This window comes from Mycobacterium sp. PO1, from assembly GCF_017312405.1.
Lineage (GTDB): Bacteria > Actinomycetota > Actinomycetes > Mycobacteriales > Mycobacteriaceae > Mycobacterium.
Genome location: NZ_BLTG01000019.1, coordinates 145,298 through 169,538, shown reverse-complemented (window position 1 = coordinate 169,538; position 24,241 = coordinate 145,298). Strand labels below are relative to the sequence as shown.

Annotated in this window: 21 protein-coding genes; 8 read left to right on the top strand and 13 right to left on the bottom strand. The window is 66.8% G+C overall.

Annotated elements, in window-relative coordinates:
• Nucleotides 1-489: 489 nt before the first annotated feature.
• The 4 genes from J3476_RS09505 to J3476_RS09490 all read left to right on the top strand — a co-directional run bounded on the left by J3476_RS09505 (nucleotide 490) and on the right by J3476_RS09490 (nucleotide 4,794).
• Entirely contained in the window at nucleotides 490-2,841 is a 2,352-nt protein-coding gene (locus J3476_RS09505) for a LuxR family transcriptional regulator (RefSeq protein ID WP_286182813.1), read from the top strand.
• A 174-nt stretch (nucleotides 2,842-3,015) separates the two neighbouring features.
• A complete protein-coding gene (locus J3476_RS09500) occupies nucleotides 3,016-3,627 on the top strand; it encodes a sigma-70 family RNA polymerase sigma factor (RefSeq protein WP_207066232.1) in 612 nt (203 codons plus the stop codon).
• 13 nt (nucleotides 3,628-3,640) lie between these two features.
• Entirely contained in the window at nucleotides 3,641-4,363 is a 723-nt protein-coding gene (locus J3476_RS09495; protein ID WP_207066231.1) for an SDR family NAD(P)-dependent oxidoreductase, read from the top strand.
• 17 nt (nucleotides 4,364-4,380) lie between these two features.
• On the top strand, nucleotides 4,381-4,794 hold the full coding sequence (locus J3476_RS09490; RefSeq protein ID WP_207066230.1) for a cupin domain-containing protein: 414 nt from the start codon (nucleotides 4,381-4,383) through the stop codon (nucleotides 4,792-4,794).
• Between the two features lie 220 nt (nucleotides 4,795-5,014).
• Here J3476_RS09490 and J3476_RS09485 read toward each other — a convergent pair whose 3' ends face one another.
• From J3476_RS09485 to J3476_RS09445, 9 genes are all read right to left on the bottom strand, one after another.
• Nucleotides 5,015-5,440, bottom strand: coding sequence for an NUDIX domain-containing protein (locus tag J3476_RS09485; protein ID WP_207066229.1), 426 nt, complete (start codon nucleotides 5,438-5,440; stop codon nucleotides 5,015-5,017).
• Between the two features lie 88 nt (nucleotides 5,441-5,528).
• Nucleotides 5,529-6,146 carry a TetR family transcriptional regulator gene (locus J3476_RS09480; protein ID WP_207066228.1) on the bottom strand — a complete coding sequence of 206 codons (618 nt, stop codon included), beginning with the start codon at nucleotides 6,144-6,146 and terminating at the stop codon, nucleotides 5,529-5,531.
• Nucleotides 6,133-7,338 carry an FAD-dependent monooxygenase gene (locus tag J3476_RS09475; protein WP_207066227.1) on the bottom strand — a complete coding sequence of 402 codons (1,206 nt, stop codon included), beginning with the start codon at nucleotides 7,336-7,338 and terminating at the stop codon, nucleotides 6,133-6,135. The genes J3476_RS09480 and J3476_RS09475 overlap by 14 nt, the downstream gene beginning before the upstream one ends.
• Before the next feature lie 388 nt (nucleotides 7,339-7,726).
• A complete protein-coding gene (locus J3476_RS09470) occupies nucleotides 7,727-8,278 on the bottom strand; it encodes a YaeQ family protein (protein WP_207066226.1) in 552 nt (183 codons plus the stop codon).
• Nucleotides 8,279-8,392: 114 nt separating this feature from the next.
• Nucleotides 8,393-9,400 (bottom strand): zinc-dependent alcohol dehydrogenase family protein, encoded by a 1,008-nt coding sequence (locus J3476_RS09465; RefSeq protein WP_207066225.1) that lies wholly within the window; start codon nucleotides 9,398-9,400, stop codon nucleotides 8,393-8,395.
• Between the two features lie 45 nt (nucleotides 9,401-9,445).
• The gene (locus J3476_RS09460) at nucleotides 9,446-10,495 is read right to left on the bottom strand and encodes an NADP-dependent oxidoreductase (protein ID WP_286182812.1); all 1,050 of its coding nucleotides are present in this window, start codon (nucleotides 10,493-10,495) and stop codon (nucleotides 9,446-9,448) included.
• Nucleotides 10,443-11,087: a sigma-70 family RNA polymerase sigma factor gene (locus tag J3476_RS09455; RefSeq protein ID WP_286182818.1), complete on the bottom strand. Its 645-nt coding sequence runs from the start codon at nucleotides 11,085-11,087 to the stop codon at nucleotides 10,443-10,445. The genes J3476_RS09460 and J3476_RS09455 overlap by 53 nt, the downstream gene beginning before the upstream one ends.
• A 12-nt stretch (nucleotides 11,088-11,099) precedes the next feature.
• Nucleotides 11,100-11,510 (bottom strand): nuclear transport factor 2 family protein, encoded by a 411-nt coding sequence (locus J3476_RS09450; protein WP_207066224.1) that lies wholly within the window; start codon nucleotides 11,508-11,510, stop codon nucleotides 11,100-11,102.
• Between the two features lie 171 nt (nucleotides 11,511-11,681).
• Nucleotides 11,682-12,242, bottom strand: coding sequence for a TetR/AcrR family transcriptional regulator (locus tag J3476_RS09445; protein ID WP_286182810.1), 561 nt, complete (start codon nucleotides 12,240-12,242; stop codon nucleotides 11,682-11,684).
• A gap of 301 nt (nucleotides 12,243-12,543) precedes the next feature.
• Between J3476_RS09445 and J3476_RS09440 the strand changes: the two genes are divergently transcribed.
• The 3 genes from J3476_RS09440 to J3476_RS09430 all read left to right on the top strand — a co-directional run bounded on the left by J3476_RS09440 (nucleotide 12,544) and on the right by J3476_RS09430 (nucleotide 16,947).
• Nucleotides 12,544-15,348 (top strand): AAA family ATPase, encoded by a 2,805-nt coding sequence (locus J3476_RS09440; protein ID WP_286182809.1) that lies wholly within the window; start codon nucleotides 12,544-12,546, stop codon nucleotides 15,346-15,348.
• A 504-nt stretch (nucleotides 15,349-15,852) separates the two neighbouring features.
• Complete coding sequence (locus J3476_RS09435; protein ID WP_207066245.1) at nucleotides 15,853-16,110, top strand: DUF3297 family protein; 258 nt, start codon at nucleotides 15,853-15,855, stop codon at nucleotides 16,108-16,110.
• Nucleotides 16,111-16,224: 114 nt separating this feature from the next.
• Nucleotides 16,225-16,947 carry a dienelactone hydrolase family protein gene (locus J3476_RS09430; protein ID WP_207066221.1) on the top strand — a complete coding sequence of 241 codons (723 nt, stop codon included), beginning with the start codon at nucleotides 16,225-16,227 and terminating at the stop codon, nucleotides 16,945-16,947.
• A 32-nt stretch (nucleotides 16,948-16,979) separates the two neighbouring features.
• On the opposite strand, the gene J3476_RS09425 is transcribed toward J3476_RS09430, so the two are convergent.
• Entirely contained in the window at nucleotides 16,980-17,639 is a 660-nt protein-coding gene (locus tag J3476_RS09425) for a DJ-1/PfpI family protein (RefSeq protein ID WP_207066220.1), read from the bottom strand.
• Nucleotides 17,640-17,724: 85 nt separating this feature from the next.
• On the opposite strand from J3476_RS09425, the gene J3476_RS09420 reads away from it, so the two are divergent.
• Nucleotides 17,725-19,062, top strand: coding sequence for a PLP-dependent aminotransferase family protein (locus tag J3476_RS09420; RefSeq protein WP_286182807.1), 1,338 nt, complete (start codon nucleotides 17,725-17,727; stop codon nucleotides 19,060-19,062).
• A 91-nt stretch (nucleotides 19,063-19,153) separates the two neighbouring features.
• On the opposite strand, the gene J3476_RS09415 is transcribed toward J3476_RS09420, so the two are convergent.
• From J3476_RS09415 to J3476_RS09405, 3 genes are all read right to left on the bottom strand, one after another.
• Nucleotides 19,154-19,924 carry a 1-acyl-sn-glycerol-3-phosphate acyltransferase gene (locus tag J3476_RS09415; protein ID WP_207066219.1) on the bottom strand — a complete coding sequence of 257 codons (771 nt, stop codon included), beginning with the start codon at nucleotides 19,922-19,924 and terminating at the stop codon, nucleotides 19,154-19,156.
• Between the two features lie 153 nt (nucleotides 19,925-20,077).
• Entirely contained in the window at nucleotides 20,078-22,414 is a 2,337-nt protein-coding gene (locus J3476_RS09410) for a pyruvate dehydrogenase (RefSeq protein ID WP_207066218.1), read from the bottom strand.
• Between the two features lie 4 nt (nucleotides 22,415-22,418).
• Entirely contained in the window at nucleotides 22,419-24,239 is a 1,821-nt protein-coding gene (locus J3476_RS09405; RefSeq protein WP_207066217.1) for an FAD-dependent monooxygenase, read from the bottom strand.
• Nucleotides 24,240-24,241: the final 2 nt, after the last annotated feature.

The following is a 24,241-nucleotide window of genomic DNA, read 5'->3' as shown; positions in this document are numbered from 1 at the left end:
GTTGCGCACGGCGTTGACCGCCGTCGGCGACAGCCGCGCCGTGGTGGCCGACCCCGAGGCCAAGTACTGGGGTATCGAACTCGGAGAACGCACCCTGTTGCCCGGCCCGGCGGCCCGCCTCTTCGCCACGCGGTTCGAGGACTGGATCGTCAGGGCAGCAGCCCGGGGCTGAGGCGGCGGCGTCCGTGGCCGCACGAGCGCGCAGTGGGGCGGGTTAGACTGCACACCGCCACATCAAGACCGGACCAGCCCGCGGCAAGGGTGACGGCGAGGTCCACGCACAGCGGGCGCGGTGATGCGAATGTCGACCCGGGGTCGGGAAGTGCCTCTTCGCGGTCGCGAGGCCGAGCGCAAGACCCTCGATGACCTCATCGCAGGTGTCGGACCGGGTAGCTCGCAGGTGCTGGTTCTGCGCGGCGAGGCCGGCGNNCGGCCGCCGCGGCCCGGCCGCTGGTGTGCGTCATCGACGATGCCCAATGGCTGGATCAGGTGACGGTGCAAACCCTGGCATTCGTGGCCCGGCGCCTGCTTGCTGAACCGGTCGCACTGGTATTCGCTGTGCGGGACAGCCCCGAGTTGTTGCAGGGACTGCCAGAGTTGACCGTCAGCGGCCTGTCGGACGCCGACGCGAGGGAGTTGCTCGAATCGGTGATGGTGGGTGGCATGGATCCGCGCGTGCGTGACCGGATCGTCGCCGAGACCCGCGGCCTGCCGCTGGCAATTCTCGAGGTGCCCAGAAGCATCTCTGCCGCGGAACTGTCGGGTGGCTTCTGGATTTCGGGGAAGCGCTCCTCGCCGGCGGCTGTCGAGAAGGGTTTTGTGCGCCGGATTCACGCACTTCCCGAGAAGACGCAACTGCTGTTGCTCGTCGCCGCGGCCGAGCCCATCGGCGATGCCGGGTTGTTCCTCGGCGCGGCAGCACAATTGGGAGTGTCCATCGATGCTCTGGCCCCTGCTGAGGCGGACGGTCTGATCGTCTTCGGTCCCCAGATGCGGTTTCGTCATCCGCTGATTCGATCCGCCGCCTACCGGGCGGCAGATCTGGCTGACCGCAGGGCGGCCCACCGCGCCTTGGCTGATGCGACGGACGCCATGACAGATCCGGACCGTCGGGCGTGGCATGCGGCGCAGGCCGCCGCTGGTCCCGACGAGACGATCGCCGCCGACCTCGAACGTTCGGCGCAGCGCGCTCAGCAGCGGGGCGGAGTTGCTGCGGCGGCGACATTTCTGGAACGCGCGACGGCGTTGACGGCAGACCCTGGGATGCGAGGCACCCGGGCTCTGGCCGCGGCACAGGCCAAGCGCGATGCGGCCGACGCCTCAGCTGCCCACGCGTTGTTGTCCATCGCCGAGACCAGCGATGTCTCGCCGCTGCAGCAGGCACAGGTGGCGAGGCTCCGAGCCCAGATGGACTTCGTAGGCAGCCGATCCGGTGAGACGGGCGCCCCGCGGGTCGCCGAGACCGCGGCGGCACTGCTCGATGCTGCCCGAAGGCTCGAACGCGTCGACGACTACAGCTCGCGGGAATGCTACCTCGAGTCGATAGCAGCCCTGATCTACGCCGGCCGCCTCGCCGACCCGGTCGCCCTCCAGCAGGTCGCCGAGGCCGCGCTCGCCGCCCTCGCCCATACTGCCGGAGACCTGCGACCCGTCGACCTCTTGTTGAAAGGCATGGCGCAGCGAATCACCGGCGGTCTCCGAGCCGGCGCCGATACGTTGCGCGCGGCCCTTGCCGGGATGCGCCACCAGGCTGACACAGACCCGCCCGCCGTCGGGCGGTGGTTGCGTGTGCCCGGCTTTCCGATCCTGCAGGAATCGGCCGCCCACGAACTGTGGGACGAACAGACCGTGCGGCACCTGTCGACCACCGCGGTGAACCATGCGCGCGACACGGGTGCGCTCGCCGGCCTGCCGCGCGCGCTGACCTACCGCGCCGGAGTGCACCTGCTCTCAGGAGAGTTCGCCCAGGCCGGGCAGCTACTCGGCGAGGCCGCCTCGATCACCGAGGCAACCGCTGGTAGGTCGCCGGTGCGCTACCACTCGGTGTTGCTGGCCGCATGGCGTGGCGACTCCGTGACCGCCGGCCACCTCGTCGACACCGCCGCCGACGACGGCACTCTCCGCGGCGAGGGACGACTACACGGCCTCACCCGTTACGCGTCCGCCGTGCTGAACAACGGCCTGGCCCGCTACGACGAGGCGTTCGCCGCCGCCCGCGTCGCGTGCAACCATCTGGACCTGGGTTTCCATGGCTGGTGCCTGTACGAACTGGTGGAGGCCGCCACCCACAGCGGAGAAGACAACGCGGCGAAGGAAGCGGTCGCTCGCCTCGAGGACAGTGCAGGACTCAGCGGAACCGACTGGGGCTTAGGAGTTTTGGCCAGTGCACAGGCAATGCGGGCAGCCGACGACACCGCCGACGGGCTGTTCACCGAAGCCGTCGAGCGGCTGAGCCGCACCCCCATCACAGTGCACCTGGCCCGGACGCGGCTGCTGTACGGCGAATGGTTGCGGCGGGCGAATCGGCGCACCGACGCTCGACGCGAGCTGGCCGCGGCGCACGAAGCTTTCGAGCGGATGGGCGCTCAGGGATTCGCAGAACGGGCCCGCCGCGAGTTGGCGGCCACCGGCGAGAAGGTCCGCCGGCAGCAGACGCGCACGGGCGGGGAGCTGACTGCCCAGGAGGCGCAGATCGCCCGTCTGGCCGCCGAGGGACTGACCAACCAAGAAATCGGCGCCCAACTGTTCATCAGCTCCCACACCGTGGAATGGCATCTTCGGAAGGTCTTTCCCAAGCTGGGAGTGACCTCGCGCCGGCAACTGCGCGCATTGTCCTTCTGAGCCCATCCGGACACCGTCGCCGGGTTCTCCGTGCGTCACGCACCCCTGGGCAGTGGACTCTCCGCCAACACCTACGGACCCTTGATACGCCACTACGGACAACCAAGGGTCCGCATCGGCCGCGCTGCCGCGATCGTGAAATACGACAGCAGCCGGAAATGAGGAGACCCGATCATGACCGTCACCTATCTGCCCACCGCAACGACGCCCGACCCTGCCCTCGCCATTGGATTCGCGAGGGAGGTCGAGCCACTCATCGACGTCCTCACCCGCCGGGCCCGGCGGCTCACTCGGTGTGAAGCCGATGCCGAGGACCTCCTGCAGGACACCCTGTTGCGGGCGTACACCGGCTTCCACACCTTCGAAGCAGGCACCAACCTCAAGGCGTGGTTGTTCCGTTGCCTCTACAACCGGTGGGTCAGTGGCTACCGCGCGAAGCAGGCACGGGTCGCCGAGGTGCTGACGGACAGTGTCGACGAGCGCGACCTGGCCGCTACGGCGTCCTACCTGCCCGGTAGCGGCCGATCGGCCGAAACCGAGATACTCGAATCACTGCCCGACGCCGACATCAAGGCGGCAATGCGCGCCCTACCCGACGGCTTCGCCGAAGTCCTGTACTACGCCGATGTCGAGGGTTACACCTACGCCGAAACCGCCGAAATACTCGGAATTCCGGCCGGAACCGTGATGTCGCGGGTCTTCCGCGCCCGCAAGCGGCTGCGCCTCGCGCTGGCCCACCGGGCTCACTTCCGTATCGAATCCGTGACCGCGCCCGTCGTAGCCTGAGTGGAGGATCCCAGTGGAACTTTCGAACAAGACTGCCCTGATCACCGGCGGGACAGCGGGCATCGGACTGGCTTGTGCGCGCCTGTTCGCCCGTGAGGGCGCCACCGTCGCCATCACCGGGCGTGACGCGGCCCGCGGTGCCGCCGCGGCCGCGGAGATCGGCGCTGCCGTCCGATTCCTGCGAGCCGACCTGGCCGACGTGGAGTCGGTGCGGGCACTGGTGCGGCACGCCGGTGCGGTCGACATCCTCGTCAACAACGCCGCGAGCTTCCCGGCAGCGCTGACCCTGGACCAGCAACTCGACTCGTTCGAGACGACATTCGACACCAACGTCCGCGGCGCCTACTTTCTGGCTGCCGGCCTCGTGCCCGGCATGCTCGACCGAGGGCACGGCAGCATCATCAACGTCACCACAATGGTCGCGTCCAAAGGCGTACCCGGGGCCGGTGCCTACAGCGCATCCAAGGCGGCTCTGGAATCCCTCACCCGAACCTGGGCGGCCGAGTTCGGTCCGTCAGGAATCCGGGTGAACAGCGTCGCCCCGGGGCCGACCAGAACCGAAGGCGTCGAGGCAGAGTGGGGCGAAACCAACGAACAACTGGGGCGCTCACTGCCCCTGGGACGCACGGCCAGCCCCGACGAGATCGCCCAGGCCGTGCTGTTCCTCGCCTCGCCGCGCGCCACATTCATCACCGGCTCGGTGCTGCACGCCGACGGTGGCGGCAGCGCCATCTGAGATACCCGAAGGAAGACATGGTCACTCGATACGATCCCTCCTGGGAAGACGCGCTGACGGTTCTGCAGGAGGTGACGCCCCCGTTCATCCCGTCCGGTGCGCACGCCATGACCGTTGTCGTGGACTACCCGGCGGGCAGCCCCGGCGCCCCGCCACACCGCCATCCCGGCGGGCCGGCATTCGGCCTGGTGCTGGAGGGCGAAATGCTCTTCGAAGTCGAAGGCCAGCCACCCCGGGTGGTACGGGCAGGGCAAGCCTTCTGGGAACCCGGCGGCGACGTGATCCACTACTCGGACGCCAACAACCGCGACGACCTGAGATGCCGCTTCACCGTCACGATGCTGTGCGCTCCGGGCGAACCCATGCTCGTACTGGTCGACGACGACGAGCTCGACGCCCGCAAGCACCTGCGAGTCTCGCCCGAGGAGTAGTGCCGGCCGTGGGCTGCCCTCAGGGAGAACTCACGTGGCTTAGCTCAGGGGTTCCGACAGGCTCTCGAAACCCCTGAACTGGGCACCGCGGTCCTCAGAAGTCCCACATGGCAGGGACCAAGCGGAACCCGTTGCGGCCGAGGGCGGCATGGCAGGCCGACGGGACCAGCAGATGCGCGCGTGCCCCCATTTGCCGGTGCCGCTATGGGTGAGCGCCGCTTCAGCGTCCCGACATCGCCGGAAGGACGTGATCAACGAGCAGCGGCGCCAAGTCGCCGGGGTAGGGGCATTGCCGCACCGGTTGCCAGCGCAATTCCTCGATCTCAGCGGCAGCCCCACGCACAGCCACCCACGGATGCGTGTACACGGTCGCCTCAACCATGCGGCCAGGCTCATTGGCAGCCTCGGCGGTGAACACACCGAGCAACGTCAACCGTGCTACATCCAGCTCCACGGCAAGCTCTTCGGCCACCTCACGAATCGCCGCAGCTGTCGAGGACTCACCGGCCTCGGGTTTACCACCAGGGAGCATGAAACGATTCGTGTTCCGTTTGCGAACCGTGAGTACACCGCCACGGTCGTCGCGAAGAACGACAGCACTGACCCGAATCGTCGACTCCGGATTTCCCGCATTCGCCCCGCGCATGGTGCCGTACGTTACGGCAGGACCAGCAGTTTGACCCCACGCTTGGTCGAGCCAGGAGAACCAGAACCTGTAAGCGGATGAGCGTCAGTCAATTCGGCTTGGTGGGAGGTATCTCGGGAAGGTGGAATTCCTGCATCGACGCCGTCAGTGCCTCACGCAGGGTGCCGACTGCGGGGGTGTCGAGCCAGTAGCGGACTGCGGTGTGGATGGCAGCGACGACCAGGGCAGCCGTCAGGCGGGGTTTGAGTTCTGCTGAGTCTGAGTTGGTGCGGGTGGCGATTTCGGCGGCGATGGCCTGTTCGACGTGGGCATCGGCTTTTCGCTCTTCGGCGAACAGGGATGGTTCGTTGCGGATCAGCTGTGACCGAGCGATCCAGTCGCGGTCGGGTTCGCCGGGGAACAGCTCGAGCACGGCAGCAGTGAGCGCATCGTGGAGGGATTCGTGGGCTGGCCTCGCGCGCAGGGCTGAACAGAAGGTGTCGGCGCGAAAGGTCGCGACGCTGACGATGGCGGCCTCTTTACTGGGAAAATAGTTGTTGAATGTGCGTGGCGAGATTCCTGCCTCCGCGGCGATGTCCTCGACGCGGACGTGCGCGATTCCCCGTTCGACTGCCAGCCGCAGTGCGATGGAACTGAGCTGGGCGCGGGTGTGGCGTTTCTTGCGTTCGCGCAGTCCGAGGCCGTCGTCATGCTCAGGGGCGGTCATGGGTTGAATTCTCGTTGCTGTGGGCAAAGGCGTACTCGCGCAGGGTACGTGGCGTGTCCGATTGGTGACCCAACAGGTAGGACGTCAGGCGGGTGGACAGCAGCATGTTCCGGGCGAGGATACCGAGTCGAGTCCTCGGTACCGAGATGTTGGTGAAGAGTCCGGACTGCTTCTGTGCGACCAGAGGGCGTTGGGCCGCTTCGTAGCGGTCCAATGCTGCGGTGATCGGGCCGCCCGCAGCTATCTCGCCGGCGAGTCGGTACGCGCCGGCCAGCGCCAGTAGTGCGCCGGCGCCCGAGGCCGGTGATGCACAGTAGGCGGCATCGCCGACCAGGACGACGCGTCCCTTCGACCAGGACGGCATCTGCACTTGGTCCAGGGCGTCGAAGTAGAAATCCCCGGCGGCATCGGCGGCAGCGAGCATCTGGGGGACATACCATCCCATCCCGGCGAACGCCTCCCGAAGCAGCCGCCGCTGCGCGGCGATATCGCGGTAGTCATAGCTCAGCGGGTACTTGCTGTGGAACATGAAGTTCATCAGCCCCTGCCCGGTCTCAGCGCGGAACACGGCTGCCGACCGGCCGGGCTCGTTGTAGAACGTGGTCCAAAGGCTCTCGCCCACAGCAAGATCGGCGCTGGCGACTGCGTAATAGTGGTGTTTGAAGACACGGAAACCCTTTTCCGGCCCGAACGCCAGACGTCTTACGCCGGAATGGATTCCGTCAGCGCCGACGACCAGATCGAAGCGTCGCTGAGACCCGCCGCGGAAGGTCACGTCAACTCCGTCACGGTCTTGATCAAGGGCAGTGACTGCATCGTCGAAGAGGTACTCGACGTCGTCGCGGGTCGCCTCGTTGAGCAGGGACGCCAGATCTCCGCGGGTGATCTCGATGTCTTCGGAACCCACCATGGCATGCAGGCCGGCTGTCGTGACGCGTGCGCGTTGACGATCGCGGCTGTCTACGAATCGCATGCCTTGGGTGTTGAGCGCGTGGGCCCGGACGGCCGCACTGAGGCCCATTCGGTTGATGATGTCCAGCGCTTCACCCCGGATGTCGACACCATTGCCGCCTGCGCGCAGGGCGGGGGCCTGCTCAACGATGGCCACCTCGAAACCGCCTCGGACGAGCCAGTACGCAGTAGCAGGGCCGGAGAGACTGGCACCGGAAATCAAGACTGAAGGCTTCGGCATGGTTAGTAACGCTACCTAATTATTGCGGGGCATGCAATATTGCGCAATACGCAACTTTAGGTCCGTCGGCGTAGTGGTCCTCTTAGACGAGCGGGCCCGATGGCTACGACCCGGCAGACCATGGTGATCCGGATCGCCTGTCGCCGCCGCTGACTGATGCGGCCTGCCGCTTGACCTGAACCGAAGTTGCGGTCTTACGCTTGGCTGCGCAAGCTGGACAACACATCTGGGCGCATCGTGCTCGCACCAAGACCGGTTGTGCTGTAGTGCATGCACGCTGGCTTGTGTGATGCCCCACCCCGAATGGGATACCGGACACCTCGAAGGCCAGCCCGAGGCGGGAACGATAACTCGCCAGGCGACGTCGCGAGGATCGCTGACGTCACCATCACATCAATCGGTCGGGTGTGAAGGTGACGTCAACTCCGCCCACCGTCATGGTGACCTGACCTTCGAGCACCATCACCTGCGCCGCGATCCGCCGATCGACAGTCTCAGCCAGTCGCCGCACCGGATCGTGCGGTATCTGCACCACGGACAGATTCGACAGTCCCGCCACTTTGGGGCCGACGGTGCGCCACCAGGTGGGCACTCCGGCGGCGAAGGGGAACAGCAGCACCTGTTCGCCTTGGCCGGCCGCCTTGCTCAAGGCGCGTTCATCGGGCTGGCCGACGATGATCCACTCCAGAATCCAGCCCGTGTAATCGGCGAGTCGCAAGTCCGGTACGCCAGGGGTCGACAGGCCCGCCCCGAACGCCAACTCGCCGTCGACGTCGCTCAACCGGTGCGCACGCAGCCCAAATGCCAGCAGGCGCAATACCATCCGCTCATCGGTCTCACTGGGGTGACGGGCGACGGTCAGCGAGTGATCGGCGTAGTAACCGTGATCGACATCGGAGACGCCGAGTTCCACCTTGAACACCGTTGCGGAAAGGGCCACGCCTCAGTGTCCACCCTGGAGGTTCCCCTCGACCAGTCGGTGGTCGCCGTGATGGCTGCAGCGGGCCGTCGGGTGTCCGACCGGGTTCAATTCGATTCTTCGTCTCCACAGCCCCTAATCGATGCGAGGGGGTAGATCAACGGTCCCGCCCGCCACATCGATGGCGACCTTGCCGCGCAGCGCATACGACCGTCGGTCCTCCAGGATCTCGTGCGCCTCGCCCGTTCGAGCGAGCGGAAGCGTCGCACCGATGACCGGTTTGACAAGACCCCGCTCGACCAGAGTGGTCAGCGCGTCCAGCTTTCCGCGGTTCTGTCGGGTGAACACGAAGTGGTAGGCGGCGTTCTTTCCCCATGCCTCGATGAGGTTCTGCGGTCGCGCGATGTCGACGATGCTGACGACGCGCCCGGCGTCGGCGAGCGTCAGCGGGCTCCGGGTGAGCGCGTCACCGCCGATCGTGTCGAACACGACATCGACCCCCGCACCGCGCGTCGTCTCGGCCACGGCCTCGACATAGTCCGACGTGGCGTAGTCGATGGCCGCGTCCGCTCCGAGCGAGCGCACGAACTCATGGTCACCGGATTTCGCTGTGGTGATCACGCGGGCACCCATCGCCTTGGCGACCTGGATTGCGATCGTGCCGACACCACCGGTGCCACCATGGATGAGGATCGTCTCCCCGACGGTGAGTTGAGCCCTTGTCACCAAGGACTCCCAGACTGTGCCGCCGACGAGAGTCAGGCTCGCTGCTTCCAGGTGGCTGAGGTTGTCCGGTTTGCGGCCGACGAGATCGACCTCGGCGACGTGCTGTTCGGCGTAGGAGCCGGGGCCGCCGAAGATCTGGGGCGTGTAGTACACCGCATCGCCGGCACGGAACTCGCTGACATGCGAGCCGACGTCCTCAATCACCCCGGAGACGTCGTGGCCGATGATCGCCGGCAGCGGCACGAGGTCGGCGTAGTCTCCGCGGCGGATCTGATAGTCGAGGGGGTTGACCGCGGTCGCGTGCACACCCACCCGCACCTGGCGGGGTCCGACTGGCGGGACGGCGACCTCCCGCAACTCGAACGCATCGGGCCCGCCGAAACGGGCGAGGACAACGGCTTCCATCGACTCAGTCATCTCGATGTTCCTCACAGTTCGGTGACGGGGTTGTCTCCGGGCGGGTCATGGCACCACGACGATCTTGCCGCGAAGGTGCCCGGCGTTGCTGGCCTGAAGGGCTGCAGCGGTCTCCTCCAGCGGGAAGGTTTGCCAGATGGGGACGGTCAGAGATCCCTGCTGGATGAGCGAGACTATCTCGCGCAGCGCTGGACCTCGCTCATCACCGGTTCCGCCGGCGAATACTTGGATTCCTTTGTCGGCAGCATCAAATGCGACCAGGGTCAGCACGCGCTCGGGGCCACCGGCAAGTTCGATTGACAGCGGAATCTCGCCGCGGCCGGAGGCGTCCAGGACGGCATCCACGCCGAGAGGTGCAAGGGCGCGGACGCGTTCGACGAGTCCGTCGCCATAGCGGACCGGTTCTGCACCGATCGATTGCAGGTAGTCGAAGTTGCGCTCGCTGGCGGTCCCGATCACCCGCGCTCCACGCGCCACAGCGAGCTGCACCGCGAACGTGCCCACCCCGCCGGCTGCAGCGTGGACGAGGAGGGTCTCCCCGCCGCGAATCTGGAGTCGGTCGAGTACGGACCATGCAGTGCCGCCCGCACCGGCTACGCTGCCGGCCACCTCCCAGCTGAGCTCAGCGGGTTTGACGATCAGGTTGGCCGCATCTGCCAGGGCGTACTCCGACATTGCCGGTGACAGTGAACTGCCCATGACGTGGTCGCCCACGTGGAACGTGGTGACATCGGCGCCGACTTGCTCGACGACCCCGGCCAGATCCGACCCGAGCCCGGCGGGCAAGGTAAGTGGCATCACCTCACGCATGAAGCCCTGCATGATCTTCGAATCGACGGGGTTGACCCCGGCTGCCCGCACAGCGACTTGCACCTGTCCGGCCTTGGCGCTCGGCACTGGGGCGTCGACCACACGGAGCACTTCCGGGCCGCCGTATTCGGTGAACTGGATTGTTCGGGCCATGATGTCATCTCCAATGTGGTCGGCTTCGAATCCTGTTGCAGGGTCATGGCAATCCGGATGGTGGTCACCGGGGGGAGAATCACGCCACCACACGATGGTGTGTCCGGAGGTACCCACGGTCAGCGGCGACAACAGCCAACATGACGCGCAGTTGGGATCGACCGCGGTGGATGCGCGACATGACGGTTCCGATCGGCGTGTTCATGATCGCGCCGATCTCCTTGTAGGCAAGACCCTCGACGTCGGCGTAGTACACCGTCATCCGATACTGTTCGGGCAGGGCATCCAGCGCGTTCTTGATGTCGTCGTCGGGTAGCGACTCCAATGCCTCCACCTCTGCCGAGCGCAGCGCTCTCGGTGCACGCGCAGCGTCGGCGACCAGCCGCCATTCGTCCATCGTGTCGGTGGGCACCTCGTTGGGCCGTCGTAGCTGCCTGCGGTACCGACTGACGTGGGTATTGGCCTGGATGCGCAGCAGCCACGCTTTGAGGTTCGTTCCTTGCTGAAAGGTCCTGAAGCCCTTGTAGGCCTGCACAATGGTGTCCTGCACGAGGTCTTCGGCGTCAGCTCGCTGCAGTGTCATCCGCATGGCCCCACCGAACAGCGTGTCCAGCAGTGGTATGACGTCGCGCTCGAAGCGCGCTGCCAGCTCGGTGTCGGTCTCGTGCGGAATCGTTGCGGGGTGGTCGTCGATGGTCAGAGGTACAGCGGGTTCGAGGTCGATCACCGCGATCTCCTAGAGTTGTTCGGTCAGTGTGAGCACCGGCATCGCGAGGGCGGGTGCGAGGCAGTTCTGGAGTGCGACCACGGCTCGCAGCGGACGCGAGTGGATCGACAGCGAGGCGACCTTGCCTTCTGCGTTGATACCGACCAAATCCACGCCGTCGATCTCGGTGGCGCCGATTCTGGTGTTGGTCACGACAGCGAAATGTCCATCACCAACTATGATTTCGGTGACTGTGAACTCATCGATGACATCGACGAGCCGAGCGACGACTTTCCGGACCTGTTCACGGCCTACGTATGGCGCATCGGCTATCGGGCTCTCGAGAATCACGTACTCGGCGAGCTGAGCCGCTGCACCTTCGGCATCACGCGATTGCACAGCAGCCAGGAATGCCGACAGGCCGGCTGGAATCTCATCCATGCGACAAGGTTCGCAGCGCACACGGCGCCTTCGCGTCGGTGAGAATCCCTTACGTAGGTCTCAGCGGCTACCGTATCCGGGCGCAGCGGAGACTGTCAGTGTGCGGACCAACTGGATGCCGGAGTGGCTCCGGGGAGCATGACGTCCGCTCCACAGAGGCACCGGCCGTCGTCAACGTACCCCGTGGAACACGATCTCCAGAACGGCGTCGAGGTATTCGGGTTCGAGCGGCATCGAGTGAAACAATCGGTACTCGACGACGCCGTACAGCAGGTCGCGCAGCGTCTGCCAGTCGGCGTCGGCGCGCATCTCGCCGCGCTGTCGCGCCGCCGCCGTCCTCGCGCCGAAGTCCTCGATGTTGGGTGCGACGATCCGGTCGAAGAGCGCGCGCAGGAGTTCAGGGTCGGACTGGCCGGCGGCGATCAGAGACCGGTATGCCGGTCCGAACCCGGTATTCGTGATCAAGTCCAGGATCGCTGTCAGCTGGGTCCGGATGTCGGCGACGATGTCACCGGTGTCCGGGATTGCGACGACCGTGCCGAGGCTCTCTGTCGCGGCTTCGAGGATCACCGCACCTTTGGATGGCCACCAGCGGTAGATCGTCTGCTTGCTCACGCCTGCCTGCCGGGCGATCGCCTCGATGGAGATCTTGTCGTACCCGAGCTCACAGATCATCGACATGGCGGCGTCGAGAATTGCTCGACGCGATCGCTCGTTGCGGCTGGCAGGCATATCGCAAACCGTAGGCGAGACGGCGCTGATTTTATGCAATACGGTCCGTACCGTATTGACGGGAAGCGAGCCGTCTCGTACCGTTGACGTCGGCTGGCGAGGCGCTCCGCGGCTCCGGCGGGAAACCCTCCGATCAGCACGGATAGCCGCCCTGCGGCGAAGGAAGCGAGCCCGTGCCCACGGAACTGAACGACCCACAAGACGCTCTGCACACCCGGCCGATCTCTCTCGGGGGCGACTCGACCCCGGGCGTGTCCCGGGCAAGGGTCGCGCACCGACCCTTCACGAAGGGCATGCTGCGGTGACGATTGTCGAGCAGCCGCCGGTACGGGTGGAGGACTCAGGCCGAGGCCGGCCTGAGTCGACGGCAGCGAAGCTGCTGGGTCGACGCGCAGAGCGCGACAAGATCAGCCAGTTGCTGGCCGAGGCGCCAAAGGGACGCAGCGGGGTGCTGGTGGTACGGGGGGAAGCGGGCATCGGAAAGTCAGCTCTGCTGCAGCACGCCCGCGAGACCGCAGCCTCATCGGGGATCCGGGTGGAATCTTCGGTCGGCGTGGAGTCGGAGACGCAGTTCGCATTCGCCGGCCTGCATCAGCTCTGCGCACCACTACTCGACCGCATCGGAACGCTGCCAGACCCGCAGCAGAACGCCCTCAGCGTGGCATTGGGCTACCGAAGTGGCGCCGCGCCGGACCGGTTCCTGGTCGGGCTGGCCGTCCTGAACCTCCTCGCAGAGGAGGGCCCGATGCTCTGCATCGTCGACGACGCGCAGTGGCTCGACCAGGCGTCCGCGCAGGTTCTTGCGTTCGTGGCGCGGCGGGTGGCGGCAGAGCGGCTGGTGTTGATCTTCGCGGTACGAGACCCCTGCGAGAGTCCCGGAAACCCGCTGGTCGGCTTGCCCGAGGTGCGACTGGCCGGGCTCGGCGAGGCCGACGCTCGAGCGTTGCTGAGGACGGCTGTCCGTGCGCCGCTCGACCGCGGGGTCCGCGACCGGATCGTCGCCGAGGCGCGGGGTAATCCTCTGGCGCTGTTGGAGTTCCCCAGCGGCGTGCAGTTCGCAGGCGGGTTCGAACTCCCCGACGTCATGAGCGTCCCGCGCCGGATCGAGGACAGCTTTCAACGGCGTTCGGGCAGCCTGCCGGTGGCGACGCAGCAGCTGATGTTGGTGGCTGCCTCCGAGCCGACCGGCGATGTAGCGCTGCTGTGGCGCGCGGCCGAACATCTGGGGATCGACCGCGACGCAGCTGCGCCCGCGGAAACCTCAGGGCTGCTGGAGATCGACTCGCGAGTTCGGTTTCGTCACCCACTGGTGCGCTCGGCGGTCTACCGTGCCGCCACGGCGCCGCAGCATCGTCAGGCCCACCACGCTCTGGCCGTCGCCACGGACCCGCGGGTCGACCCGGATCGCCGCGCGTGGCACCGCGCGCAGGCTGTGCTCGGGACTGACGAAGAAGCCGCGGCGGAGCTGGAGCGTTCGGCTGATCGCGCGCTGGCGCGCAGCGGATTCGCCGCCGCTGCTGCATTCCTGAAGCATGCGACCGATCTGACGCCTGAACCTGCCCGACGGGCGAGACGTGCACTGGATGCGGCCAACGCCAAGCACTGCGCCGGCGCGCCCGAGGCCGCCATGGAACTGCTGGAAAGCGTGGACGCCACGCAACTGGATGCGCGGCAGCGCGCCCGTCTGGAGCTGCTCCGCGCACAGATGACGTTCCACCTGACCCAAGGCGGTGAGGTGCCCGGGATGCTGTTGGGCGCCGCTCGGATGTTGACGCCGCTCGATCCCTCGCTTGCTCGAGAGACCTACCTGCAGGCCTTCGACGCGGCGACCATCACCGGGAGTCCGGGTGTCGACGCCGGCCTGCCGGAGATCGCCCAGGCTGTCACGGAAGCACCGGTGCCACCGGGATTGCCCGGACCGGCGGATCTGCTGCTCGATGGATTGGTAGCCGCGCACACCCATGGATTCGAAACCGGAGTGCCGGTTCTCAGGCGGGCTCTGGAAGCGTTCCGCGACCACGTGTTCCCGGTCGAGACCGTCCAAGCCGGCGACGCCGGAAACTGGCTGTGGCTGGCGACACGGACCGCTATCGGGCTGTTCGAGGACGAGTCGGTCATCGTACTGGCCGACCGCTACGTGCGGTTCGCGCGCGAAGCAGGTGCTCTCGCCACGCTACCGGCCGCGCTGCTTGTCTCGGCGTGTGCACGGGTCTACACCGGCGAGCTTGCGCTCGCCGCTGAGTTGGCGGACGAGGCAGCGGTGATCACACAGGTTTCCGGAGCGAAGCCCATGAGCTTCGCGCACACGTATCTGGACGCGTGGCGCGGGGTTGATCCGGCGGCTACCGATCAGTACGACGCCCGCGACTGCGAGGCGACAGAACGCACGCGCGGTATCGAAGACACGGTGTCGATGTGTGCGATGGCGGTGCTCCACAACGGCCGCGGCAACTATGCGGCAGCACGGAAAGCCGCGTCGCAGGCATGCGAGACGTACGAACCAGCGATCAGGTGGCAGGCGCTCCACGAACTCGTCGAATCAGCCACCCGCACCGGCGAATTGGAATCCGCCGTCCTCGCAGCGGAAGAGCTCACCATGAGAGCACGGGCCAGCGGCACCGAATGGGCGCTCGGCGTCGCTGCCCGCTCACAGGCGCTGACCTGCAACGGATCCGAAGCCGAAGAGCACTATCGCGAAGCGGTCGAGCGGCTGGGGAACTGCAGAATGGGTGCCTTCCTGGCCCGCAGCCACCTCGTCTTCGGCGAGTGGCTACGCCGCGAAGGCCGCCGCCACGAAGCACGCGAGCAACTCCGCACCGCCCACGCGCTCCTGTCCGGCATGGGCGCAGAACCCTTCGCCGACCGTGCCGCCCGCGAACTGCGCGCCACCGGCGAGCATCCACGCAAACGAACCGCCCAACCCGCCGACGGGCTCACCGCCCAGGAAGTGACCATCGCACGCCTCGTCGCGACCGGAGCGACCTCCCGTGAGGTCGGTGCGCAACTGTTCCTGAGCCCACGCACCATCGAAGCCCACCTGCGAAACATCTTCCGCAAGCTCGGCATAACCTCACGCCGACAACTCAGGGAGTTGCCGCTGCCCTGACTGAGGCCGGGGTGAAGCGGTCTCGAGCACTGAGCATCGCAGTGCGGCTCATTGAACGATCACCCACATCCCAGCGCAGATAAGTCACGCGTAGCACACCCACCCGCGAACGTGAACGTGGCGAGGAATTCCGTGATGTCCGTGAACCCGGGCCTCGTGCAGTGTGTCGCAATCCGGCTCAGGGGTCATGAGGACTGCTGCCATGCGTTGCAGGCCTTGGTAGCCGGGAACCATCCTGCTCGCGGTCTCCGCGTACCGCGCTACACGGTGCGGGTCGTCGAATGGGTTGGATGATCCGGTCACCTCGTGAGGATGACGTCACCGCTGACCACCCGGCATGACACGTTGCTTTCAGGTAAGAAGTGGCCGCGTGAAAATGGCCGGACGGTGCGGGTCGCGGTGATGTGGCAGGTCCTCCGACCTACCCGCAGCCCGGTAGGGCAGGTTCGCGTAGATTCGTTCGCGCAATCCCAGCACCAGAAGCAGCATCCGACGAAGGCCATCATGTCTGACGATCAGAACCCCAACGTCCCGCCCAATCATCTGTCCATCGATCCGCGCAGCGAGTTCTACAACGAAGAGGTCCTGCTGCGTGATGTGGGCATCCGTTTCAACGGCGTCGAGAAAACGAATGTGCACGAATACGACGTGACCGAGGGCTGGGTGCGTGTCGAGGTTCCTACCGCCAAGGATCGCCGCGGGAATCCCATGGTCGTCAAGCTGAAGGGCACGGTGGAACCCTATTTCCGCGGAGAGGCGTAACTCAGTTCGCGGATTTCCGGCGGGGCGGTCAATGCGCCCCGAGGTTCGATAGCACAGCGAATTCACGCTTTCTGCAGGCCGGATCGTGAATGACCTCCATGCGACACTCGGTCCATGATCGAGCGCAGGATCGACGTCACCACGCCCGAGGGCGAAATGCCCACCTTCATCGTCCATCCGACACACGGTGGCCCCCATCCCGTGGTGATGTACCTGATGGATGCGCCGGGCATCCGGCCGGCGCTCGTCGACATGGCCACCCGTCTGGCGTCGGCGGGGTACTACGTGATGCTTCCCTACCTCTATTACCGCGGCGGTCCGTTTCGCGAGTTCGGCACGAGCGATGAGGACATGCACGCCAGAAAGGATCTGATGGGTTCGGTCACGCCGGGCAACATCGTCGGTGACGCCGCGGCGCTGTTCGCCGCAGCAGCCGGCGACCCGGCGGCGGGTGACGGCCCGGCCGGAGCCGTCGGGTTCTGCATGAGCGGTGGGCTGGCGTTGTCGGTGGCCCGTGCGTTCCCGGACCGGGTGCGCGCCGCGGCGTCGATCCACGGAGCCTGGATCGTCCGCGACAGTGACGACTCACCGCACCTGCACCACGACACGACCCAGGCCGAGTTCTACTTCGCGTGGGTGGACCCCGACGACACGGCTCCGCCGGAAACCCTCGGCGTGACACGCGACGCGCTCGACGATGCCGGGGTGGTGTACACCGTCGATGTCATCACCGATGCGGTGCACGGGTTCGCCCCAGCCGGGCCGCGCTATGACCGGGCCGCCTCCGAACTGCACTGGGAGCGCGTGCACGACCTGCTTCGCCGAAATCTCTGGTGACGACGCGATCATCTTCCCAGTGGGCGGATCACCTATGACGAGAGGCGAGGAGTGGGCAACGCGGTGTCACCGAGAGGTGCAGGGATCTCGGCCGGCAGATAAGGCTCGATGTTGTGCCACGCTCGCTCGATGTAGTCCTGCTTCTCACCGACCGGGGCCACGTAGTGCAACGCCGCTTCGGCCTCGTCCCTCCCGAGCAGTCGCGTGATCACCCACGCGGCGAGGTACTGCGACGCCAAGCAGCCGCCGGCGGTGGCGATGTTGCCCTTGGCGAAGAACGGCTGATTCAACACGCGCACGCCTGCGGCGATCACCCAGGGCTTGGTGACCAGATCGGTGCAGGCGGGCACATCGCGCAGCAGGCCGAGCTTGGCCAGCACCAGGGCCCCGGAGCACTGCGCGGCGATCAGTTGACGGGCCGGGTCCAACCCGCCCAGCAGTTGCATGATCGCCGGGGTTCGGACCACCTCGCGAGTGGCGATACCGCTGCCGACGATGACCGCGTCGGCTTCCACCGCCTCCTCGAGGCCGGACATCTGTTCCACGGTGACGCCGTTCATCGACGTCACCCGGGCGGTCGGAGTCGCAATCGTCACTCGCCAACCGTCGCGGCTGATGCGATTCAGCACCCCGAGCGCGATCAGGGAGTCCAGTTCGTTGTATCCCTCGAAAGTCAGAATGGCGATGTGCAAGGTCGATGTCCTCTCCGGGTGGTGTCACCACCGTAGGACGCACCGTGCAGGACTATCAAAGAATTGTCATGGATACACTTCACGGGTGCCCGCCGCGCGATACAAACGTCTCGTCGACGCCTTCGCTGCCGAGATTCGTTCCGGCCAGCTGACTTCCGGCACGCAGCTGCCCACCCACCGCCGCCTCGCCGAGCGGGAGGGCATCGCCGTGGTCACCGCCTCTCGCGTCTACACCGAACTCGAAGCGATGGGTCTGGTGAGCAGTGAGCACGGCCGCGGAACCTTCGTTCGAGATCAGGCGCTGCCTCCCGGCCACGGTATCGACCAGCAGGCGCTCGCGGCCGACACCGTCGACCTCAACTTCAACTATCCAGCAGTGCCCGGCCAGGTCGACCTACTGCGCCTGGCGCTGCGCGAGCTGGCCGGCTCCGGCGACCTGGAATCACTCCTGCGTTACCAACCGCACGGCGGCCGGGAGCGCGACCGGGCGGCCGTGGCCAACCATCTGCTCCACCGCGGACTGGACACCACGCCCGACGGCGTCGTCGTGGTCAACGGCGCCCAACACGGTCTGACCGTCGTCGCCCTGGCCGCTTTGCGGCCGGGTGACCTGGTCGCCGCCGACGCCATCACCTACCCTGGGTTCAAGGTGATCGCTGAAGCTCTGCGCCTCGAATTGGTGCCCATAACAACGACTCCCACCGGACCTGATCTGGACGCGCTGGCACACCTGTGCGTGGATCGGCCGGTCCGCGCCGTCTACACCATGCCGACCCTGCACAACCCGCTGGGCTGGGTGATGGACGATGCCGCACGCCGACAACTGGTCGCCATCGCCCGACGGCATCGGTTACTGCTCATCGAGGACGCCTCCTACGCCTACCTCGCCGACCGGCCGCCGGCGCCGCTGGCCGCCACCGCTCCCGATATCACCGTGTATGTCTCCGGATTGTCCAAGAACGTGGCCACCGGACTTCGCGTCGGATTCGTCGCCGCGCCGCGCTCGCACATGCCCGCCATCGAGCGGGCGATCCGGGCAACCGCGTGGAACACCCCCGCTCTCACCGCCGCGATTGCCACCCGCTGGCTCGAGGACGGCACCGTGCACCGCCTCGAAGCAGAGAAGCGTGTCGACGCCAGGCAGAGGCAGACCCTCGCCGACGAAGTATTGAAACCCTTTCGCCCGATGGCACATCCGAACTCATACTTCACCTGGGTGCCGTTACCCGAGAACGCGCGCGCCGACCGCATCGCTGCGACGCTCGCGACACACGGGGTCTCGATATCCACCGCCGAGCCGTTCGCCATCACCGAGAACCCACCACAGGCCATCCGCCTGGCCCTCGGCTCCACAGAACTCAGCACACTCGCCGACGCACTCACCACCGTCCGCCGCACCATCGAGGACGACCAGTACCGGTAGGCACGACCTGGACCGGTGAGAACCACTTGGCCGACCGAACCGGAGACAGCCCACCGGAACGGCGAAGACGCCCGCCGGACCGCGTCGCCGATCAGCCGATGAGCGGCGTGCGCCGGGCGGTCAACGTGTCGAGTCGATCCTGCATGGCCTCCCGCACCCGCTCCGCGAGGTCCTCCGCCGATTCGTCGTCCCCTGAGAGCATCTCGGGCAGCACCGCGGTGACGAGCTTGCTGGGCAGCGGCAGATAAGGCAGCAAGCCGACCACGCCGAAGTTCAGACCCCAGGGGACCGAGACACTGAGCGGAAGAGATTTGACCCGCAACAACTTCGGCAACCGCAGCGCCTTGGCCGCAGCCTGACCGTCGCTGAGGACCAGGAGTGATTCACCTGCGCCGGCGGTGACGACCGGCACGATGGGCACGCGGTGTTCCTGCGCCAGTCGCGCAAAACCCGTGCCATGGAACTTGATGGTGTTGCGGTCGCGCCACGACTTGCCGGCGTCGACGTCACCGCCCGGGAAGACGAGCACGTTGTGTTCCGCCTCGAACGCGGCGTTGGCGGCCTCGCGGCTGCCGGGTGTGCCGCCCAATCGCTCGACGAGCGGGCCGGCACCGAGCGTCCAGGCGATCTGGTGCACCATCGCGGTGGTGGGGCGTGTGACCCCGGCAGCCTGCCGTGCCGCGACGAATGCCGCGACGTTGAGGTCGATCACGCCGCCGAAGCCGTGGTTGCAGACGAACAGCACGGGACGGTCGGGGACCGGGGCGTCGACGCGAACCTCATGGCGGTGGTACACCCGCAGGTAGGTCTGGATCGTCGCCGACAGCCAGCCAGGCGGCGCGATCTCTGGTTCGTCGGTCATGCCGGATGCCGAACGACACCGCGAGACGGCGCGTATTGCGGGCACATCGGCGCGGCGACGCGCATGCGGACTCCTCGGACTCTGGCGAATGGTCTGCGCACGCTACCAAAATCGTGGCGGGCGTCGGTGCGATTGCCCGCCGAAGCGGACCGGCTACCCGACGGCGTCGAGCGCTGCCCGGACAATGCTGTCGGAATCGATGCCGTGGTAGCGGTAAACCGAGTCGAGGTCACCGACCTGCCCGAAAGTGCTGACACCCAACGACTTGCCGCGAACCTGGTTGATCGTTGCCAGGAAGGTCAGCGTGTGGGGGTGCCCGTCGAGAACGGTGACCATCGGCGCGGCACGTTCGGCGGGGAAGACCTGGTCGAGGATCCAGGTCGGCGCGTCGGAGAGACCGTTGCGGGCCTGAACGGCGCGGTACAGCAGGTCCGGGCTCGTCACGCACACGACCTCGGTATCGACACCCATGTCGGCGAGCCGGTCGGCAGCCGCAGCGGCCTCGGTGACCAGGGCGCCGACCGCCACGATGCACACCTGCGGTGCAGCGCAGTGACGCACCGTGTACGCACCCGCGATCACCTGGAGGCGGCGTCGCTCCCGGGCCGCGGGATCCGACGGGATGCCGGCCAGTTCCTGCCGGACCGGCCGGGTCGACAGCCGCAGATAGGACGACGTGCCGTCCGGGCGGCCCAGTTGGCTCAGGCAATGCAGCAGGATCCATTCCACCTCGACCGCGAAGGCGGGCTCGTAGCTGACGCAACCGGGCTGCTCGAGCCCGATGGACGGTGTCGTGATCGACTGGTGCGCGCCACCTTCTGCGGCCAACGTGACCCCAGAGGGCGTTCCGACCAGAATGGACTGCCCACCGGCGTAGATCCCGAACGACCACGGTTCGAGAGCCCGCTCGACGAACGGGTCGTAGAGCACGCCGATCGGGAACAACGCCTGACCCCACCGGCTCCAGGTCGCGCCCAGCTCGCCGAGCAGCCCGACCAGGTTGACCTCGGCGATGCCGAGTTCCATGTGCTGCCCGGTCGGGCGTTCACGCCAGTGCAGGAGGGTGTCGGCGTCGTCGGCGAACCAGTCGGGCCGTTCCGATGTCGACCACACGCCCACCTTGTTCACCCAACCGGCCAGGTTGGTGGTGGAGCTGACGTCCGGGCTCACGGTGACCACGCGCTGCGCGACCTCGGGTGCGTCGCGGGTCAGGTCGAGCAGAGTGCGTCCCAGCGCGCTCTGGGTGTTCGACACCGCGGGTGGGGTGCGTCCGATCTCGGTCGGGACCCGTGGCGGGTCGACGCGGGGGACGTCGTCTCGACGTAGTCGCTCGGCGACCTCCCGGCACAGCTTCCCGGGCGCCGACTCGGGGTCGAAACGCCGGAATGGCTGCTGGGGGTCCTCGCCGAGTTCCCCGGCCAGCTGCGCGAATTGTTCGTCGGTCAACAGCGACGAATGGTTCTGCGGGTGACCCTGCGTCGGCAGGCCAAAGCCTTTGACCGTGTAAGCCAAGATGACCGTGGGACGCGTGTCATCGATCTGTCCGTAGGCTTCCTGCATCGTCGCGATGTCGTGCCCACCCAGGTTGCCGATCGCCTTCAGCAGCGTGGCGTCGTCGAGGTCGGCTGTCAGCGCGGCCACCCCGCCGGCCTCCGCGCCGTCGCCGGGTAGCCTGCTGCGCAGTTCGTCGGCCGAACAGCGCAGCAGCCGTTGATATTCGGCGTTTGGCATGGTCAGGATCCGGGTCCGGAGATCCTGACCGCCGGGACGGCTGAACAATTCGTCGAGCAGCGTGCCGAATTTCACGGTGAGGACTTGCCACCCCGCGGCGGCGAACATGTTCTGCAGCCGCCCCGACGCGATGTGGGGTACGACGCGGTCCAGCGACTGGCGGTTCATGTCGACGATCCAGACGATCTCGCCCAGGTCCTGTACCGCGGGATCCATCACCGCCTCCCAGATCGCCCCCTCATCCAGTTCGGCATCGCCGACCAGTGAGTATTGACGGCCGGTCCCGGCGCCACCGAACACGGTGTCGACGTAACGGCGCGCGAAGCCGGCCCAGATCGGGGCCGTGGCACCGATGCCCACCGAACCGGTGGAGTAGTCGACGGGATCGGGGTCCTTGCTCCGGCTCGGGTAACTCTGGATGCCGCCGAACTCGCGCAGGGTTGTCATGTAGCGCTCGTCGAGCGCGCCGAGAAGGTAGTTGATGCTGTGCAACACCGGCGAGGCATGGGGTTTCACCGACACGCGGTCATCGGCCTGAAGCTGACCGAAGTACAGCGAGGTCATGATGTGCACCATCGACGCAGACGAGGCCTGGTGGCCGCCGACCTTCAAGCCCGTCGGGTTGGGCCGGATCCGGTTGGCGTGGTGGACCATCGCGGTCGACAGCCACAGTACCCGCGACGCGATCAGATCCAGATCGGCGGGAGCCGAGCGGGCTTCGGCGCCGGGCACGGGTCCAGAGGGCGTAGCGATCGTCATGACGTTACCGTCCTTCGGCCTTCACGGAGTACAGATTCACGTCGGCGGGGATGTCCGGATACACCGACTCCCAGCGACGCACGAGAAACGTCCGAAGTCGGTCCACCTCCGACGGGCCGATGCGGCTACGCCATACGACGTGACCGTCGGGTCGTACCACCACCGCGCCCCGGTCGCCGACCTCGAACAGTTCGACCGGGGAACGACCTTCGCCGCCGGCGGACGTCAGAGCCACCACGGTGAGCGGCACCGATACCGATGTGCTGTTGAGGGCATCGGTCCAGCTGCTCGCATCGGCGGTGAACACCGTCAGTCCTCTGCGCGCGATGACGTCATGGGTCGACACCTCCCTGCCTTCCTGATCACGGACGATCGCGTGCGGGAGGCGCGCACCGGGTTGGGTGGTGGGGTGGTACAGGGCGACGTCCCCGTCGGGACAACGCCCCTCGGCGGTGTCGATGAGCGGACCGGCGTAGGCGTAGCCGAACTCCAGGCCGCTGGCCACGAAGTGTTCCTCTTGCCCCGGGATGGCGGCCGACATCCGTTCGCGCAGCCGACTGCTGCGCGCATTCTGACGGAGCAGTCGTCGTGTCCGCGACATCTGCGCGCCGGTCAGTGCATCGGTAACACGTGCGATCACCGAATCGGGCAGCCAGTTCACCGGGAGCTTGCCGATGATCTCGGTGGCTGTGTGCAGCGAGCGGTTCGTGATGCCCAGCGGCGCGGTGACGTCGTCGAGTTTGAAGTGGTTGCCGGTGCTCTGCTCGGCGAACCGCGCGACGACGGGACGTCGCTCGGTCTCGTAGGTGTCCAGCAGGGACTCCGACGCGCCGTCGCGCAGGATGGCGGCGAGCTTCCAGGCGAGATTGTGCGCATCCTGCACACCGCTGTTGAGTCCGAAGCCACCGGTGTGGGGGAAGCGGTGAGCCGCGTCTCCGATGAGCAGGAGCGTGTCGCGCCGGAACCGATCGGCGATCTGCTTGGTCATCGTCCATGTTCCGGTCGACCGGATCCGGTAGTCGGTGGACCCGATCACCTCGGGGAGAACGCGATTCCAGTACCCCCGACTGTCCGACGCGATCGACTGGGCGGCATGCAGATACGGTGTCATCAACACGTAGTCGTCGTCGGCATGGGCGATCATCACGCCACTGAATCGCGGGTGGTAGATCCAGCTGAGCAGTGGACGGCTGGCGCCGCTCGGGTAGAGCTGCGGCGCATGGAAGAACACGCTGCCCATGTTGGCCAGGACCGGCCCGGTCATGGCGATCCCGGCGGCGTCGCGCAAACCGCTGTTCGCGCCGTCTGCGGCGATGACGAACCTCGGCTCGACGACAACCGGATCGGTGTCCGCCGACCGCAGGGTCAACCGCTCACCACCGAGTTCGGCACGCCAGCCGCGCCGCAGTTCCACCAGCGGTTCATCGTCGAGAGCCCGCCACATCTCGGGCATCAGCAGATGCTGACCGATGTGGGAGATCAGGTGAGCGCTGTGCGCGCGAACCTCCGCGAGCCGGTCCGGTTGGGAGAGCAGGTCGATCTCACCGATCGGATCGGAACGCACATCGGTGCACCAGCGGATGATGTTGACGGTGTCGATCGGCGGCGTGATGGCTTCCAGCGCCCGCCCCAGGGCGGGGGAAGCCTGATTCCAGATCTCCAGCGTGCGGGCGTTGATGACGTGCGCAGCCGGATGCAGGCGGGTGTCCCGCCGTTCTTCGATCACGGTGGTGGCGATGCCGTAGCGGGCCAGCAGCAGCGCGATGGTGCATCCCGCGGCGCCGGCGCCGACAATGACCACCGATTCGGTGTCGGTATCTAACATTT